At 67.8% G+C, this 16,829-nt stretch carries 14 protein-coding genes; 13 read left to right on the forward strand and 1 reads right to left on the reverse strand.

All coding sequences use genetic code 11. From position 1 onward, the window contains the following. Positions 1 to 344: 344 nt before the first annotated feature. Positions 345 to 737: a Co2+/Mg2+ efflux protein ApaG gene (gene apaG / locus ABMY26_RS13730; RefSeq protein WP_045581288.1), complete on the reverse strand. Its 393-nt coding sequence runs from the start codon at positions 735 to 737 to the stop codon at positions 345 to 347. Between the two features lie 455 nt (positions 738 to 1,192). Here apaG and ABMY26_RS13735 point away from each other — a divergent pair, with 455 nt between their 5' ends. The 13 genes from ABMY26_RS13735 to infB all read left to right on the forward strand — a co-directional run bounded on the left by ABMY26_RS13735 (position 1,193) and on the right by infB (position 16,827). Continuing rightward, complete coding sequence (locus ABMY26_RS13735; protein ID WP_372397835.1) at positions 1,193 to 1,864, forward strand: GNAT family N-acetyltransferase; 672 nt, start codon at positions 1,193 to 1,195, stop codon at positions 1,862 to 1,864. 180 nt (positions 1,865 to 2,044) lie between these two features. Then, the gene (gene miaB / locus ABMY26_RS13740; RefSeq protein ID WP_372397836.1) at positions 2,045 to 3,454 is read left to right on the forward strand and encodes a tRNA (N6-isopentenyl adenosine(37)-C2)-methylthiotransferase MiaB; all 1,410 of its coding nucleotides are present in this window, start codon (positions 2,045 to 2,047) and stop codon (positions 3,452 to 3,454) included. Beyond that, positions 3,451 to 4,557, forward strand: coding sequence for a PhoH family protein (locus ABMY26_RS13745; protein ID WP_372397837.1), 1,107 nt, complete (start codon positions 3,451 to 3,453; stop codon positions 4,555 to 4,557). The genes miaB and ABMY26_RS13745 overlap by 4 nt, the downstream gene beginning before the upstream one ends. Further along, positions 4,554 to 5,060, forward strand: a complete 507-nt coding sequence (gene ybeY, locus ABMY26_RS13750) for an rRNA maturation RNase YbeY (RefSeq protein ID WP_372397838.1) — start codon at positions 4,554 to 4,556, stop codon at positions 5,058 to 5,060. Before ABMY26_RS13745 ends, ybeY begins: the two co-directional genes overlap by 4 nt. After that, positions 5,057 to 6,013, forward strand: a complete 957-nt coding sequence (locus tag ABMY26_RS13755) for a hemolysin family protein (protein ID WP_372397839.1) — start codon at positions 5,057 to 5,059, stop codon at positions 6,011 to 6,013. The genes ybeY and ABMY26_RS13755 overlap by 4 nt, the downstream gene beginning before the upstream one ends. A 168-nt stretch (positions 6,014 to 6,181) precedes the next feature. Continuing rightward, complete coding sequence (gene lnt, locus ABMY26_RS13760) at positions 6,182 to 7,783, forward strand: apolipoprotein N-acyltransferase (protein ID WP_372397840.1); 1,602 nt, start codon at positions 6,182 to 6,184, stop codon at positions 7,781 to 7,783. Positions 7,784 to 7,912: 129 nt separating this feature from the next. Beyond that, entirely contained in the window at positions 7,913 to 8,407 is a 495-nt protein-coding gene (locus ABMY26_RS13765) for a helix-turn-helix domain-containing protein (protein ID WP_045581294.1), read from the forward strand. Between the two features lie 220 nt (positions 8,408 to 8,627). After that, positions 8,628 to 9,809 (forward strand): methionine adenosyltransferase, encoded by a 1,182-nt coding sequence (gene metK, locus ABMY26_RS13770; RefSeq protein ID WP_372397841.1) that lies wholly within the window; start codon positions 8,628 to 8,630, stop codon positions 9,807 to 9,809. A 123-nt stretch (positions 9,810 to 9,932) separates the two neighbouring features. Next, complete coding sequence (locus ABMY26_RS13775) at positions 9,933 to 10,670, forward strand: tRNA (guanosine(46)-N(7))-methyltransferase TrmB (RefSeq protein ID WP_372397842.1); 738 nt, start codon at positions 9,933 to 9,935, stop codon at positions 10,668 to 10,670. Between the two features lie 264 nt (positions 10,671 to 10,934). Beyond that, on the forward strand, positions 10,935 to 11,435 hold the full coding sequence (gene rimP / locus ABMY26_RS13780) for a ribosome maturation factor RimP (protein WP_372397843.1): 501 nt from the start codon (positions 10,935 to 10,937) through the stop codon (positions 11,433 to 11,435). Between the two features lie 116 nt (positions 11,436 to 11,551). After that, a complete protein-coding gene (gene nusA / locus ABMY26_RS13785) occupies positions 11,552 to 13,117 on the forward strand; it encodes a transcription termination factor NusA (RefSeq protein ID WP_045581298.1) in 1,566 nt (521 codons plus the stop codon). A gap of 74 nt (positions 13,118 to 13,191) precedes the next feature. Continuing rightward, entirely contained in the window at positions 13,192 to 13,953 is a 762-nt protein-coding gene (locus ABMY26_RS13790) for an RNA-binding protein (protein WP_372397844.1), read from the forward strand. A 21-nt stretch (positions 13,954 to 13,974) separates the two neighbouring features. After that, positions 13,975 to 16,827, forward strand: coding sequence for a translation initiation factor IF-2 (gene infB, locus ABMY26_RS13795; protein ID WP_372397845.1), 2,853 nt, complete (start codon positions 13,975 to 13,977; stop codon positions 16,825 to 16,827). Positions 16,828 to 16,829: the final 2 nt, after the last annotated feature.

Genomic DNA, 16,829 nt, shown 5'->3' on the forward strand with positions numbered 1-16,829 from the left:
TCCTTTCCATACCTGGTCCATAACTGGTCGGCATCCTGCGCAGGCCGGCGGCAATCGCGCAAAACGCCCATCCTTGTGTGACGTCAGTACGGAGCCGGGCCTTTGGCGGATCAAATCCCCCGGCTCATAAACTGTCGGGCTCGTAAGCTGAACGGGTAACCCCCGCCTTTCGGGAGTCCCAAGATGGTTCTGCTCCCACCGCCTTCAAGGTACGGACAGCCATGCGGCTTGTCAAAGCCGGCTGTTGAATAATTCTAGATATACACGCATTCTATTGTATTATCTGTCCGGCTCAAGGGCCGGTCCGGCTCCGGCCCTTTTCGCGACGCCGCGGTCCGGGCGCGTCAGTTCAAGCGCATCGGCTGGTGCGGACTGTCGAGGGAGAAGGCAGGGATCGTCACGTCGAAGGCACGGCCGCCCGCCCCTTCCATCCCGTAGCTGCCGGCCATGATGCCTGACGGCGTGCCGAGCGGCGTGCCGCTGGTGTATTCGAAATGCTCGCCCGGCTCCAGCACCGGCTGCTCGCCGACGACGCCCGGACCCCGCACCTCCTGCACGCGCCCCATGGCGTCGGTGATGCGCCAATGGCGGGTGCGCAGCTGCACCGTCTCGTTGCCTTCATTCTCTATGCGGACATGGTAGGCCCAGACGAAACGCCCCTCCGCCGGGGCGGACTGGTCTTCCAGGAACATTGGCTGGACGGTGACGCGGATGTCGTTGGTGACGGCGGTATACATGGCGGGCGATCCGATGAACGGCGCCGGCCGGGAACGGGCCAGCGGCAAGGGGTTCCCGGAGGAGTCCGGGAGGGCCGGGCGACGACTCTCCGCAGAATAAGGTCGCCCATCCGGACTGTCCAGAACCCGGCCGGACAATCCTGCGACATCCACGCACTGCGATGGATACAGTCATGCACAGTCTTCGGGTCTGCACGGTCTTGCGACAGGGGGACGACGATGATATATGCGCAAGTCCCAGCAACGGCCGAAGTGCCTTGTCCATGTCTCGTTCGCACGCCCTTCGCATCCGACGACGGAGCCTCGCACCGCGCATCGCGGTTGCGGCCGTCCTTGGGTCGCGTGCGAACGCCAAAGGCACAACGGGGACCTGACACCCCGGCCTTCCGGCGGCGGCGCGATCCGCCCTTCAGAAGCCTTCTGAGAAGACCTTCTTCCCGCCGGGAGCCCAACGCATGATCATCACCGTCGAAGAGCCGAAGCACGCCGCCGCCATCGAAGCCCTGCTGGATGCGTCCTTCGGTCCCGATCGCTTCACCAAAACCGCCTACCGGCTGCGTGACGGCGTCGACTCCATCCCCGCCCTCAATCTTGTCGCCATCGAGCATGACGAGCATGGGCGCGAGGTGGTGGTGGGCACCATCCGGTACTGGCCGATCCAGGTCGGCGACACCACCCAGTCCATCCTGCTCGGTCCCATCGCGGTCGCCGCGCACCTGCAAGGCAGCGGGCTGGGCAGCAAGCTGATCCGGATGAGCCTGAACAAGGCGGTGGCCCTGGGCCACCAGTCGGTCATCCTCGTCGGCGACGCCCCCTATTACGAGCGGTTCGGCTTCTCCCGCGCCCTGACGCTGGGCATGGAGATGCCGGGTCCGGTCGACATGAACCGGCTGCTGGCGCTGGAACTGGTCGACGGCGCGCTCGCCGGCGCCACCGGCATGATCGGCCAGCCTCTCAGGACCGACACGCTCGACCGGCCGATGGCCGGTTCCGCTCCGGTCCTGGGCGGAGACACCGGCGCCCCTTTCGGCATGCTGTTCAACCGGACGGGGACGGAGCGAGTGTGGACTGACCGGGTCCGGACCGACTGGTTCTGGCATGGCGGGCTGCAGGCCGGCGCGGCGTGACGGTTCCGGATCGCGGAAAGGTTCGGATTGCGAAATGCCTGGGGGCGAAGCGGGATTGACTCGATTCGCCCCACACGCGATACCATCTCTCCAGGAGCGACGCCGGTCGGACGGCGTGCCGCGCGCCACGCATCATCGTGAGCGCGCTATTCGTTTTGGTTCAGAGCGGAAGGGTGCGGGTTGACCAAGAAGCTGTTCATCAAGACCTGGGGCTGCCAGATGAACGTCTATGACTCCGCCCGCATGGCGGACGTCCTGGCACCGCTGGGCTACCGGCCGGTCGATGAGCCGGACGGCGCCGACATGGTGATCCTGAACACCTGCCACATCCGCGAGAAGGCGGCCGAGAAGGTCTTCTCCGAACTGGGCCGGCTGCGCCGGATGAAGGACCGCAAGGCGGAGGCCGAGGACGGCCGGATGATCCTGGCGGTCGCCGGCTGCGTCGCCCAGGCCGAAGGCGAGGAGATCGTGGCGCGCGCGCCCTTCGTCGACATGGTCTTCGGCCCGCAAACCTACCACACCCTGCCGGAGATGGTGGCCAAGGCCAGCCGCGCGGCCGGCAGCGTGCTGAACACCGACTTCCCCGCCGAATCCAAGTTCGACTTCCTGCCGGAGGAGACGGCGAGCCAGGGCGTGTCGGCCTTCCTCGCGGTGCAGGAGGGTTGCGACAAGTTCTGCACCTTCTGCGTGGTGCCCTACACCCGCGGGGCGGAGTTCTCCCGCCCGGCCGCGCAGATCCTGGTGGAAGCGAGGCGGCTGGTCGCCAGCGGCACCCGCGAGATCAATCTGCTGGGCCAGAATGTCAACGCCTGGCACGGCGACGGGCCGGACGGGTCGAGCTGGGGGCTTGGCCGGCTGATCCGCGAACTGGCGGAGATCGACGGGCTGGAGCGCATCCGCTACACCACCTCGCACCCCCGCGACATGGCCGACGACCTGATCCGCGCCCATGCCGAGGTGCCGCAGCTGATGCCCTACCTGCATCTGCCGGTACAGGCCGGATCCGACCGCATCCTGGCTGCGATGAACCGCAAGCACACCGCCGACGACTACCGCCGGCTGGTCGACCGGCTGCGCGCGGCCAAGCCCGATCTGGCGATGTCCGGCGACTTCATCGTCGGCTTCCCCGGCGAGAGCGACGCCGACTTCGCCGCGACGCTGAAGCTGGTGAGCGACATCGGCTATGCCCAGGCCTATTCCTTCAAATACAGCTCGCGTCCGGGCACCCCGGCGGCGGTCGACGGCGGGCAGCTGCCGGAGGATGTGAAGGAGGCCCGCCTGTCGGCGCTGCAGCAGTTGCTGAACGCGCAGCAGGTCGCCTTCAACCATGGCTTCATCGGCCGCAGCGTGCCGGTCCTGTTCGACCGCATCGGACGCCGCGACGGCCAATTGCTCGGCCGCAGCCCCTGGATGCAGTCGGTCCATGCCGAGGCGAACGAACGGCTGCTCGGCCGCATCGTCGAGGTGCGGGTCGATGCCGCGCTCGCCAACAGCATGGCCGGCACCGTGGCGACCGGCGAGTTCACCACCGCCTCTTTGCCCCGGACCCCTTCCTTCCCGCCCGCCCAACCTCTGGAGGCCAGCGCTTGAACGGTCTGCCCGAACGGCGTATCGACGTTCAATTCGACGACAACCGGCTGCTGCCGATGCTGTACGGGGAGCATGACCGCCACCTCGCGCGCATCGAATCCCTTCTCGGCGTGTCGCTGATTTCCCGCGGCAACACCCTGACGATCTCCGGCCCGCCCGATGCCGCCGAAACGGCGCAGGCGGCGCTGAACGGCCTCTATGTGCGGCTGACCCGCGGCCAGACCATCGACAGCGGCGAGGTCGACGGTGCCGTCCGCATGGCGAACGCCGCGCCCGTCCTTGCCGCCGCCCCGGGCGGCGAAGAGCCGCGCGCTGCCGGCCAGCAGGCGACCGTCATCCGGGCGGAGATCGCGCTGCGCACCCGCCGGCGCGGGCCGATCACCCCGCGGTCGCCCACCCAGGCCGCCTATCTCCAGGCCCTGGCCGAAAGCGAGCTGGTCTTCGGGCTCGGCCCGGCCGGCACCGGCAAGACCTATCTGGCAGTGGCCCAGGCGGTGGCACTGCTCACCACCGGTCAGGTCGACCGCATCGTGCTGTCACGCCCGGCGGTGGAGGCGGGCGAGCGGCTCGGCTTCCTGCCCGGAGACCTGAAGGAAAAGGTCGATCCTTACCTGCGTCCGCTCTATGACGCACTGCACGACATGCTGCCGGCGGAGCAGGTGAAGAAGCGGCTGGAATCCGGCGAGATCGAGATCGCGCCGCTGGCCTTCATGCGCGGCCGGACGCTGGGCAACGCCTTTGTCATCCTGGACGAGGCGCAGAACACCACGCCGATGCAGATGAAGATGTTCCTGACGCGCCTCGGCGAAGGCGGACGGATGGTCGTCACCGGCGACATCTCGCAGATCGACCTGCCGTCCGGCACCCGGTCGGGCCTGCGCGACGCGATGGAGATCCTGCGCGGGGTGGAAGGCGTGCGCTTCGTCCGCTTCACCGACGCCGACGTCGTCCGCCACCCGATGGTCGCCCGCATCATCCGTGCCTACGATCAGGCCGACGCCCGCGAGGCGACACGCAGGCAGGCCCGCCGGACCGGGGCGAATGCCGGATCGGATAGCGGAACGATCGCTGATGAGACAGAGGCCGTTGGGGATCCGAAATGACCAGCGCCGTCGATATCACTGTTTCACGTGAAGCCGGTGCCTGGGCGGAGGATGCCGACTGGCTGGCCGAACGCGCGGCGCTCGCCACACTGGGCGCCGCCTACGATGACGAGGAGGGACCGGCCGAGCTGTCGATCGTTCTCGCCGACGATGAACTGGTCCACAGGCTGAACCGCGAGTATCGTGGCAAGGACAAGCCGACCAACGTCCTGTCCTTCGCCCTGACCGAAGCGGAGGAACCGGAGCCCGAAGACGGCATGCCCGTCATGCTGGGCGACATCATCCTGGCCTATGAAACGATTGCGCGCGAAGCATCCGAACAGCGGAAAAACTTCAAAGACCACATGACCCATCTCGTGATGCATGGCGTTCTGCATCTGCTGGGCTATGATCACGAGACGGACGACGAGGCCGAGGAGATGGAGGCGCTGGAAACCCGGCTGCTTGCCACCCTCGGGATCGCCGACCCCTATGCCGACAACCACCAACCGCCGGACCGATGAGCGAGATATCCGACAGTCGCACGCCCCGTGATGACCACGGGGCCGAAGACCATTCCCTGGGCCACCTGTTCAAGGGGTGGCTCCGCACCGTCTGGGGCGGCCGCGAGGACACATCCCTGCGTGGCACGATCGAAGAGCTGATCGCCGGCCTGGACGGTGCCGCGAGCGAGGACGGCGAGGATTCGCTGGCCTCCGGCGAGCGGGCGCTGCTGACCAACATCCTCAAGCTGCGCGACCGCACGGTCGCCGACGTGATGGTGCCGCGCGCCGATATCGTCGCCGTCGAGATCGACACTCCCTTCCCCACCCTGGTCCAGCGCGTCGCCGAAGAGGGCCATTCCCGCCTGCCGGTGTTCCGCGAGACGCTGGACGACGTGGTCGGTTTCATCCACATCAAGGATGTGCTGACCCTGCTGGCGAAACAGGCCGTCTCGCCGGAGGGTCTGCGCAACAATCCCGACCTGACCGGCATCATCCGCGAGGCGAAGATCGTCGCCCCCTCCATGCTCGTGCTCGACCTTCTGGTGCAGATGCGCCAGACCCGCCAGCACATGGCGCTGGTGGTGGACGAGTTCGGCGGCATAGACGGCCTCGTCACCATCGAGGATCTGGTGGAGGAGATCGTCGGCGAGATCGAGGACGAGCATGACGAAGCGGCTGCGCCACGGCTGGTCCAGCGCCCGGATGGCAGCCTGATCGCCGATGCCCGCTTGCCCATCGAGGATTTCGAATCCCGCGTCGGCCCCGTCCTGACCGAAGAGGAACGCGAGGACATCGACACGCTCGGCGGCCTGGTGGTGTCCATCGCCGGCCGCGTGCCGGGACCTGGCGAACGTCTGGTCCATCCGTCAGGCCTGGAGTTCGAGATCATCGACGCCGACTCCCGCCGCCTGAAGCGCCTGCGCGTCCACAATGTTCCGGCAAACAGCAAGGAACTGACGGAAGCGGTCTAGGAATCGGGGTGGGGCGGCGAGAATCCGGCGTCGGCTGGCGTTGCCCCACTCGTCTCTCGATGCCACTCCCCTTCGGCAACGCAGCCCCGCCGACATCGGCCTTGGCGCCCCTGGTCGGCCGCATTACCTATGGCGCCGCCCGCCCCTGCCGCAGCCGGAGTTTCCGCCTTGACCGTCACCGAAACGCTGCCCGTCCCGGCCCGGCTGGGCCGCGTCTCCGCGCGTCTGGCTGCGCTGACCGGCTGGCGCCGGCTGGCCGCCGCAGCCGCGCTGGGCGGGCTTGCGACCTTCGCCCTGCCGCCGGCCGATGCCCTGCCGCTGCTGCTGATCGTCTTTCCGGGACTGATCTGGCTGCTGGACGGCATCGAGACGAGGAAAGGCGCCTTCGCGGTCGGCTGGTTCTTCGGCTTCGGCCATCACCTGCTGGGACTCTATTGGATCAGCGCCGCCCTGTTCACCGACATCGAGCGCTTCTGGTGGGCGTTGCCGCTGTCTGCCGTCGGGCTGCCGATCCTGCTGGCGATGTTCACTGGCGGCGCCACCCTGACCTTTCACCTGATGCGCCGGCGCGGCTTCGGCAGCGGGCTGGCACGGCCGGTCCTGTTCGCCGCCTGCTGGTGCCTGTGGGAATGGCTGCGCGGCCATGTCTTCACCGGTTTCCCCTGGAACCTGATCGGCTATGGCTGGGTCGGGGTGCTGCCGGTGCTGCAGACCGCATCGCTGGTCGGCATCTACGGGCTGACGCTGGTGACCGTGCTGGTCGCCGCCCTGCCGGCCGCCCTGCCCGACCCCGGCACGACACCGCGCCGCGCCTGGGCCGGCATTGCCGCCGGGATGGCGCTGCTGGCGGTATTGGGCGGCTGGGGAGCCTGGAGGCTGGCCGGCGCGGTCGACGAGCCGGTACCGGGCCTGCGGCTGCGGCTCGTCCAGGCTGCCATCGACCAGCGGCTGAAATGGGCACCGAACGAGCGGGTCCAGAACTTCCAGAGCCACCTTGCCCTGTCCGCCGCGCCGCCGGCGGACCCCTCGGCCCCGCCGCCCAACCTCATCATCTGGCCGGAAACCGCCGTTCCCTTTTTCGTCGAGGATGATGCGCGGGTGCGACAGGCGATGGCCTCCGTCACGCCGCCGGGCGGGTTGCTGATCACCGGGGCCCCGCGCACCAATGTCGGCGCCGACGGCGAGCGGCGCTATTACAACGGCATGGTGGCGGTGGACGGCAGCGGTGCGGTGGTCGCCGATTACGACAAGTTCCATCTGGTTCCCTTCGGAGAGTACATGCCGTTGCGCCGCTGGCTGCCGGTGGGGGCCATCGCCGGCAACGGGGCGGAGTTCTCGGCCGGTCCCGGTCCCCGCACGCTCCATCTGGCCGGCCTGCCGCCGGTCAGCCTGCTGATCTGCTATGAGAGCATCTTTCCAGGCGCAGTGGTGGACGGCACCGACCGGCCGAAATGGTTGCTGAACCTGACAAACGACGCCTGGTACGGCCGCACCGCCGGCCCGCACCAGCATTTCGCCATCAATCAGGTCCGTGCGGTCGAAGAAGGGCTGCCGCTGGTGCGGGTGGCCAATACGGGTATTTCCGGTCTGGTCGACGCGTACGGGCGTGTGCGACAATTGCTCGGTCTGGGTGAGAGAGGATTCATCGATACCACGTTTCCGAAAGCTCCTGATGGAGCCACAGCCTATGCCCGTATGGGAGATTGGATTTTCGGCATAGTGCTTCTTGGCTGTTTTTTGATGGCCTTGGCCTCGCGATATCACCGTTGACGCAACATTGCGGGCAATCCGCCCACCACCTGTGGAAAAACTCGTGTATCCGGGTCGACCGGAGCGGGCTTGACTGCATACGTGGATATGTCGTAACTAGGTTGCACAACCTATACAGGGATAAACGAGATGCAGACTGAAACTGGAGCGCCGCGCGGGCGCCGTGCGGGCGCCGGCCGTCCGAAGACCGGAAAGCCGAATCCCATCGACGTGCATGTCGGATCCCGCGTCCGTCTTCGCCGTACGCTGCTCGGCATGAGCCAGGAGAAGCTGGGCGAGGCCATCGGCCTCACCTTCCAGCAGGTGCAGAAGTACGAGCGCGGCGCCAACCGCATCGGCGCATCGCGCCTGTTCGACCTGAGCCGCGTCCTGGATGTGCCGGTCTCCTTCTTCTTCGACGACATGCCGGTCGAGGCGGCATCCGCCCGCGTCGACGACGAGGATGAGTCGGGTGCGACCGAAGAGCGCTCCGCCGGCGCCTACGAGCCGGATCCGATGGCCAAGCGCGAGACGCTGGAACTGGTCCGCGCCTATTACAAGATCAGCGATCCGTCGGTGCGCAAGCGCCTGTTCGAACTGACCAAGGCCGTCGCCAGCGCTGCCGTCGCGGAAGCCGCCGAGTAACGCCTGCCCCTGCCGCACGGCATGTGACACCGCCGAAAGGGGGATGGCGCGGCACGACTGCGCTCCCCCTTCGTGTGGTGCTATGCTGATCGGTTCGAAGCCCTACCGCCGGTAGTCCGCTTGACCCCGGCCGGATTCCTTGTCAAAACCGGTTTTGGACCGGTGTCTGCGGCCGCTGTACCGGTCTGCCGTTTCGGCTCATGAAATAGCGTGCCGCCGAATGCCGAGGTTTCCCGTGGCAAAGCTGAACTACGTCTTCACCAGCGAATCCGTGTCGGAGGGCCATCCCGACAAGGTGTGCGACCGCATTTCGGACGCCATCGTCGATCTGTATCTCTCGCACGACCCGCATGCCCGCGTGGCCGTCGAAACGCTCGCGACCACCAACCAGGTCGTCCTGGCCGGTGAAGTCCGCGGGCCCGACAGCATCAAGGCCGATCAACTGGTCGAGGTCGCCCGCGCCGCGGTGAAGGACATCGGCTACGAGCAGGACGGCTTCCATTGGGAGAAGATGGACGTCAAGTGCTTCGTCCATTCCCAGTCCGCGGACATCGCCGTCGGCGTCGACGCCGCCGGCAACAAGGATGAGGGTGCCGGCGACCAGGGCATCATGTTCGGTTATGCCTGCCGCGAGACCCCGGCGCTGATGCCTGCCCCGATCTACTACTCGCATGCGATCCTGAAGTCGCTGGCCGAGGCGCGCCATTCCGGTGCCGCTCCCCAGCTGGGCCCGGACGCCAAGAGCCAGGTCACCCTGCAGTATGTCGACGGCCGGCCGACCCGCGCCACCGCCATCGTGCTGTCGACCCAGCACGCCGAGGGGCTGGAGCAGGACGCGGTGCGTGAGATCGTGCTGCCGCACATCGTCAACTGCCTGCCGGAAGGCTGGATGTGCGATGCGCCGAACCTCTACGTCAACCCGACCGGCCGTTTCGTCATCGGCGGCCCAGACGGCGACGCCGGCCTGACCGGCCGCAAGATCATCGTCGACACCTACGGCGGCGCGGCCCCGCATGGCGGCGGCGCCTTCTCCGGCAAGGATCCGACCAAGGTCGACCGTTCGGCCGCCTACGCGGCCCGCTACCTCGCCAAGAACGTCGTCGCGGCGGAACTGGCGGAGAAGTGCACGATCCAGGTTTCCTACGCCATCGGCGTGTCGAAGCCGCTGTCGGTGTATGTCGATACCCACGGCACCGGTCAGGTCGACGAGGACCGTCTGTCCGACGTGCTGCAGCAGCTGGTCGATCTGTCCCCGCGCGGCATCCGCACGCATCTGGGACTGAACAGGCCGATCTACGCCCGCACCGCCGCCTACGGCCATTTCGGCCGCGAGCCGGAGGCCGACGGCGGCTTCTCGTGGGAGAGGACCGATCTGGTCGAGGCCCTGCGCGGCGCCTTCTGACCGTCCGATCCGACGGATCACGGACCTGAACGGGACAGCGGGGGCCGGAAACGGCCTCCGCTGTCTTTTTATGCAGGCCCGTTTTCCGCTGCCACCCTCTTCAAACCGCCCCTACCGATCGCCATGACCGACAGCAAAACCGACCGACCGAACGACGAATCCCCGCAGACCGACACCGGAAACCGCCTGTTCGGCCGGCGCAAAGGACGCCCCCTGCGCAAGCGCCGGACGAGCCTGATCGAGGATCTGCTGCCCCGGCTGGAAATTCCGGTCCCGAAGCCGGGCGACCGGCTGGATCCGGCCGCTCTGTTCGACGGCCCGAAACGGGAGGTCTGGCTGGAGATCGGCTTCGGCATGGGCCATCACCTCGCCTGGCAGGCCGGACACCATCCGGATATCGGCATCGTCGGCGCCGAACCCTTCCTCAACGGCATCGCCGGCCTGTTGGGCATGGTCGAGGACGGGGACCTGCGCAATGTGCGCGTCCTGCCGGACGATGCCCGGCCGCTGCTGGACGCCCTGCCCGACGCCTCCATCGGCCGCGCCTTCGTGCTGTTCGCCGACCCCTGGCCGAAGAAGCGCCACGCCGACCGCCGCTTCATCGGGCCGGAGAACCTGCCGCGGCTGGCCCGCGTGCTGAAGGACGGGGCCGAGTTGCGGCTGGCCAGCGACGACATGGGGCTGGTGCGCTGGATGCTCGAACACACCGTCAAGCACCCCGATTTCGAATGGACGGCGCGCCGCCCGTCCGACTGGCGCATCCGCCCCGACGACTGGCCAGCAACCCGCTACGAGGAAAAGGCCATCGCCGCCGGCCGCAGCCCGGTCTTCATGCGCTTCGTCCGCCGGCCACGCGGCTGAAAATCCACCCGTCCCGCTTGCGTTTCCCGGCACCGACACGATCCATCCGGAAAAGGCTTGCGGCATCGGCTGGAATGACTATATTCACCCTCTGAGAACCCATACGGATCGGCGGCCCGGGCAACCGGGCCGGCGAGACGCTTTGCGGGTGGGCTTTTGCCCACTTATTTTTTTATCAGCGTGCGGCACCGTACGCTTCGTAAACCCAACGTTGTAAAAAGCCCCGTCCGGTTCGATCCCGGCCGCAGGCTCAGGTCAGGTGGAATGGACGCTACAGGTCGCATCGAACAGATCATCACGCCGTCAGTCGAAGCCATGGGCTATGAGGTCGTGCGCGTACAGATCTCCGGCGGCCAGCGGTCGATTCTCCAGATCATGGCGGAGCGCGCCGACGGCGCGCCCATGACTGTCGAGGATTGTGCCGACATCAGCCGTTCCGTTTCCGCCCTGCTGGATGTGGAAGACCCGATCCGCGAGGCCTACACGCTGGAGGTCAGCTCGCCCGGCATCGACCGGCCGCTGACCCGTCTGAAGGATTTCGAGCGTTTCGCCGGTTTCGAAGCCCGGCTGGAAACCCGACAGGCCGCCGATGGCCGCAAACGTTTCAAGGGCATGCTGAAGGGCGTCGATGACGGCCTCGTGTGCATCGACACCGAACAGGGAGCCGCTCGGCTGGAGTTCGACAACATCCTGCGCGCCAAGCTGGTTCTGACGGACGAACTGATCCGCGCCAGCCAGGAGCAGCAGGAGGGTCCGCAGAACTGACGGCCAGCCGCCAGGACGCCCAGCCAGGACGCCCGGCGACCCCCGCCCGCCCGCCGACCCGACCGGACATTACGCAAGACCGGCATCACGCAAGACCGACTCAGGAAGTGTAACGGATGGAACTGCTGCAAGTCGCTGACGCGGTCGCCCGCGAAAAGAACATCGACCGGGACGAAGTCCTGGAGGCGATGGAACAGGCGATCCAGAAGGCCGGCCGCTCCAAGTACGGCCATGAGCACGACATCCGCGCCCGCATCGATCGCAAGACCGGCGACATCCATCTGACCCGCCACCTGGAGGTGGTCGAGGCGGTGGAGAATGAGGCGACGCAGGTCACCCTGCCCTACGCCCTGCGCCGCAAGCCGGGCGCCAAGCTCGGCGATTTCCTGGTCGACCCGCTGCCGCCGATCGATTTCGGCCGCATCGCCGCCCAGACCGCCAAGCAGGTGATCGTGCAGAAGGTGCGCGACGCCGAGCGCAAGCGCCAATTCAACGAGTACAAGGACCGCAACGGCGAGATCGTCAACGGTCTGGTCAAGCGCGTCGAGTACGGCAACGTCACCGTCGATCTGGGCCGCGCCGAGGCGATCCTGCGCCGCGACGAGCTGCTGCCGCGCGAGCATTTCAAGAACGGCGACCGCGTCCGCGCCTACATCTACGATGTCCGCGAGGAGCCGCGCGGTCCGCAGATCTTCCTGTCGCGCACGCATCCCATGTTCATGGCGAAGCTGTTCGCCCAGGAAGTGCCGGAGATCTACGACGGCATCATCGAGATCAGGGCGGTCGCCCGCGATCCCGGCTCGCGCGCCAAGATCGCCGTGCACAGCAACGACAGCTCGATCGATCCGGTCGGCGCCTGCGTCGGCATGCGCGGCAGCCGGGTCCAGGCGGTCGTCGGCGAGCTGCAGGGCGAGAAGATCGACATCATCCCGTGGTCGGGCGAGGCGGCGACCTTCGTCGTCAACGCGCTCGCCCCGGCCGAGGTCGCCAAGGTCGTGCTCGACGACGACAACCACCGCATCGAGGTGGTGGTGCCCGACGACCAGCTGTCGCTGGCCATCGGCCGCCGCGGCCAGAATGTGCGCCTCGCCTCGATGCTGACCGGCTGGGACATCGACATCCTCACCGAACAGGAGGAGTCGGAGCGCCGTTCGGAGGAGATCCACAACCGGTCCGGCCTGTTCATGAAGGCGCTGGACGTGGACGACGTGATCGCCCACCTGCTGGTCGCCGAAGGTTTCACCTCGGTCGAGGAGATAGCCTTCGTCGAGACCGAGGAACTGGCGGAGATCGAAGGCTTCGACGAGTCGGTCGCCGACGAGTTGAAGCAGCGCGCACTCGCCTTCCTGGAAGTGCAGGACGAGCAGGCGAACGAGCGCCGGCTGGAGCTGGGCGTCGAGGACATCGTTGCCGAGCTGACCGGCTTCTCCGCCATGCAGCTGGTGAAGCTGGGCGAGAACGGCGTCAAGACGCTGGACGACCTGGCCGATCTGGCCGGCGACGAGCTGGTCGAGATCCTGGGCAAGGACGGCGCCAAGGATGCTCCGTCGGAAGAGGAGGCGAACGCGATCATCATGGCCGCGCGCGCCCACTGGTTCGAGGGTGAGGAACAGGGCGGTGACGCCGCCGCCGCGGCTCCGGCCGTCGACGGCAAGGGTGACGGGCACGGCGCGCAGGCCTGACCGGCTTGGATGCCGGTTGGATCCGCCGCCGACTGGAACGATGATTTGGGACCGCGCGAGCGGATGACGATCGGATGACCGAACGGAACGACGAACGGACACCGACCGCCGCCGCGGATGCGGTGCCGGATGAGGAATTGGCGCAGGACGAAGGTCCCGGGATGGACCACCTGCCGGCCGATGACGAGAAGGGGCCTTTGCGCCGCTGCATCGCGTCGGGCACGGTCGGGCCGAAGGAAGGCATGATCCGCTTCGTGATCGGCCCCGACGGCGAGGTGGTTCCCGACCTGGAGGAACGTCTGCCAGGCCGCGGCCTTTGGGTCACGGCCGACCGGGATGCCCTGGCGAAGGCCATGGGCAAGTCCGTTTTCGCCAAGGCGGCACGACGGGCGGTCAAGGTACCGCCCGATCTCGCCGAAAGGCTGGAACGGCTGTTGGAACGGCGCTGTCTGCACGGATTGGGCCTTGCCCGCCGTGCCGGCCACGTCCTGGCTGGGTACGAGAAGGTGCGCGAGGCGTTGAAGGCCAACCAGGTCGGCCGTGCGGGTCCCCCGCCGGCCCTGCTGGTCGAGGCCGCCGACGGCTCGCTGGACCAGCGTGGCAAGGTGACGGCGCTTGCGCCGTCGCTGCCGGTAATTGATCTGTTCGTGTCCTCGGCCTTGGCCGCGGCGCTCGGACGCGATCATGCGGTGCATGCAGTGGTGGCGCGGGGCAGGCTGGCCGTTGGGCTGGCTCGCGATGCGGCACGCCTGAGGGGGCTGAAGGGTCCCCAAGGGCAACAGGATTTTGATAAGGGCTTGGGAGTCGGCGATTCGGCCGGCCGGCCTGCGATGTAACGTCTGACCATTCGGGAACCGATGACCGACAGCAACGACCAGGACCAGAAGAAAGTCTTGCACCTCAACTCCGGCGCCGGCAAAGGAAAGCTGGAGTCGAAGAAGCCGGTCGAGACCCAGGTCCGGCAGAGCTTCTCCCATGGCCGGTCCAAACCGGTGACCGTAGAGGTCAAGCGCAAGCGTCATGTTGAAAAGGGCGCCGTCCCCGGCGTGGCCGATGGCGGCGCTGCCGCCCGTCAGGCCGCCCAGGGGCTGCCCATCCGCGGTGCGTCGGGCCAACGGCCCCGCGGCGGCAGTGCCCCTGCTGGGCGCCAACTGACCCGTGAAGAGCTGGAATCGCGCCTGCGCGCACTTCGTGGCGCCGCTGCGTTCGAAGAACAGCGCCGCGTCGAGGCCGAGGAAGAAGCGGCCCGCGCCGAAGCCCGTGCCGCGGAAGCGGCCGAGCGCGCCGCCAGCGAACCGCCGCCCGCCGAAGCCTCCGCTCCAGTCTCCGCCGACGCTCCCGCGACGGCCGAGCCGGATATGCCGCCCGTCATCCTCGACGCCGATACCTTGCGCCAGCGCGAGCTGGACGAGATGCGTGCCATCCAGGAGGAGGAGCGCAAGATCGCCGAGGAGGCCGAACGCCGCCGCAAGGAGGAAGAGGCCAAACGCAAGGAAGCCGAGGAGGCCAAGCGTCGCGACGCCGAGCCGGCACCCCGCCGTGACGGTGCCCGTGACGGTGCCGGCCGCGATGGTGCGCGTCCGGGTCCGGCCGGCACCCGTTCGGGGACCGACCAGCGCCCCGGCGGCGCCGCTTCCGCCCGCCCCGCCGCCGAGGCCGCTCCCGGCCGGCCGCAGCCCGGCGCCGGTGCGCCGCCTGCCCGTGCCGTCGAGGAGGAAGAGGACAACCGCCGCAAGGGCGGACGCAGCGGCGCCCCCGCCAAGGCCGCGCCGGCCCGCCCCGCCGCCAAGGCTCCGGTCGGCGCCGACCGCCGCAAGGGCTCCAAGATGACCGTGTCGCAGGCGCTCAGCGACGACGGCAGCGACCGCACCCGGTCGCTGGCCGCCGTCCGCCGTGCCCGCGAACGCGAGCGTCTGCGCCAGATGAGCCGCCAGGAGACGGCGAAGGTCACCCGCGACGTCGTGCTGCCGGAAGTCATCACGGTCCAGGAACTCGCCAACCGTATGGCCGAGCGCGGTGCCGACGTCATCAAGTCGCTGATGCGCATGGGCGTGATGGCGACGATCAACCAGACCATCGACGCCGACACCGCCGAGTTGCTGATCACCGAGTTCGGCCACCGTGTCCGCCGCGTCTCGGAGTCCGACGTCGAGATCGGCCTGCGTGCAACCGAGGAAGAGGGTGCGGTCCTGATCGCCCGTCCCCCGGTCGTCACGATCATGGGCCACGTCGACCACGGCAAGACCTCGCTGCTCGACGCGCTTCGCCAGACCGACGTGGTGTCGGGCGAGGCCGGCGGCATCACCCAGCACATCGGCGCCTATCAGGTGCAGCTGGAGTCGGGTGCGAAGATCACCTTCATCGACACGCCGGGTCACGCCGCCTTCACCGAGATGCGTGCCCGCGGCGCCAACGTCACCGACGTCGTCGTGCTGGTGGTCGCCGCGAACGACGGCGTCATGCCGCAGACGATCGAGGCCATCCGTCACGCCAAGGCGGCCAAGGTTCCGATCATCGTCGCCATCAACAAGTGCGACCTGCCGGATGCCAAGCCGGAGCGCGTCCGCCAGGAACTGCTCCAGCACGAGCTGGTGGTCGAGGAGATGGGCGGCGACGTGCTCGACGTCGAGGTGTCGGCGAAGGCCAAGCGCAACCTGAGCAAGCTGGAGGAGGCCATCCTCCTGCAGGCCGAAATCCTGGAGCTGCGCGCCAACCCCGACCGTGCCGCCGAAGGCGTCGTCATCGAGGCGAAGCTGGAGCGTGGCCGCGGTTCGGTCGCCACCGTGCTGGTCCAGCGCGGCACGCTGAAGGTCGGCGACGTGTTCGTCACCGGGTCCGAATGGGGCCGTGTCCGCGCCCTGATCAACGACCGCGGCCAGACCGTCAACGAGGCGGCCCCGGCCGTCCCTGTCGAGGTCCTGGGCCTGAACGGCACGCCGATGGCCGGCGACGACTTCACCGTCGTCGAGTCCGAGGCCCGTGCCCGCGAGATCGCCGAGTTCCGCCAGCGCAAGAAGCGCGAAGCGGCGGTGGCGGCCTCGGCCCGCGGTTCGCTGCAGGACATGTTCAGCCGCATCCAGGCCGGCGAGGCCAAGGAACTGCCGGTCGTCATCAAGGGCGACGTGCAGGGCTCGATCGAAGCAATCGCCAGCTCGCTGGAGAAGCTCACGGCCGAGAACACCGAGGTCAAGGTCCGCGTCCTGCACAACTCGGTCGGTGCGATCAACGAGTCCGACATCACGCTGGCGAATGCCTCCAACGCGATGATCATCGGCTTCAACGTCCGTGCCAACCCGCAGGCCCGCGACCTCGCCAAGCGCGACGGCGTGGAAATCCGCTACTACTCGATCATCTACAACGTGATCGACGATGTGAAGGCGGCGCTGACCGGTCTGTTGTCTCCGACGCTGCGGGAACGCTTCATCGGCTACGCGACCATCCGCGAGGTGTTCAACATCACCAAGGTCGGCAAGGTCGCCGGCTGTATGGTCACGCAGGGCACCGTCAAGCGTGGCGCCGGCGTCCGCCTGCTGCGCGACAACGTCGTCATCCACGAGGGTACGCTCAAGACGCTCAAGCGCTTCAAGGACGAAGTCAAGGAAGTGCGCGAGGGTTACGAGTGCGGTATGGCCTTCGAGAATTACGACAACATCCAGGCCGGCGACCAGATCGAAGCCTTCGAGATCGAAGAAATCGCTCGCGAGCTGTAACC

Source organism: Azospirillum sp. HJ39, assembly GCF_041507355.1.
GTDB classification, from domain to species: Bacteria; Pseudomonadota; Alphaproteobacteria; order Azospirillales; family Azospirillaceae; genus Azospirillum; species Azospirillum thiophilum.

Bases quoted from the DNA above. Each gene is read 5' to 3' on its own strand.
- apaG (WP_045581288.1), bottom strand. From the start codon at position 737: ATGTATACCGCCGTCACCAACGACATCCGCGTCACCGTCCAGCCAATG.
- ABMY26_RS13735 (WP_372397835.1), top strand. From the start codon at position 1,193: ATGATCATCACCGTCGAAGAGCCGAAGCACGCCGCCGCCATCGAAGCC.
- ybeY (WP_372397838.1), top strand. From the start codon at position 4,554: ATGACCAGCGCCGTCGATATCACTGTTTCACGTGAAGCCGGTGCCTGG.
- ABMY26_RS13755 (WP_372397839.1), top strand. From the start codon at position 5,057: ATGAGCGAGATATCCGACAGTCGCACGCCCCGTGATGACCACGGGGCC.
- ABMY26_RS13765 (WP_045581294.1), top strand. From the start codon at position 7,913: ATGCAGACTGAAACTGGAGCGCCGCGCGGGCGCCGTGCGGGCGCCGGC.
- metK (WP_372397841.1), top strand. From the start codon at position 8,628: ATGCCGAGGTTTCCCGTGGCAAAGCTGAACTACGTCTTCACCAGCGAA.
- ABMY26_RS13775 (WP_372397842.1), top strand. From the start codon at position 9,933: ATGACCGACAGCAAAACCGACCGACCGAACGACGAATCCCCGCAGACC.
- rimP (WP_372397843.1), top strand. From the start codon at position 10,935: ATGGACGCTACAGGTCGCATCGAACAGATCATCACGCCGTCAGTCGAA.
- nusA (WP_045581298.1), top strand. From the start codon at position 11,552: ATGGAACTGCTGCAAGTCGCTGACGCGGTCGCCCGCGAAAAGAACATC.
- ABMY26_RS13790 (WP_372397844.1), top strand. From the start codon at position 13,192: ATGACCGAACGGAACGACGAACGGACACCGACCGCCGCCGCGGATGCG.
- infB (WP_372397845.1), top strand. From the start codon at position 13,975: ATGACCGACAGCAACGACCAGGACCAGAAGAAAGTCTTGCACCTCAAC.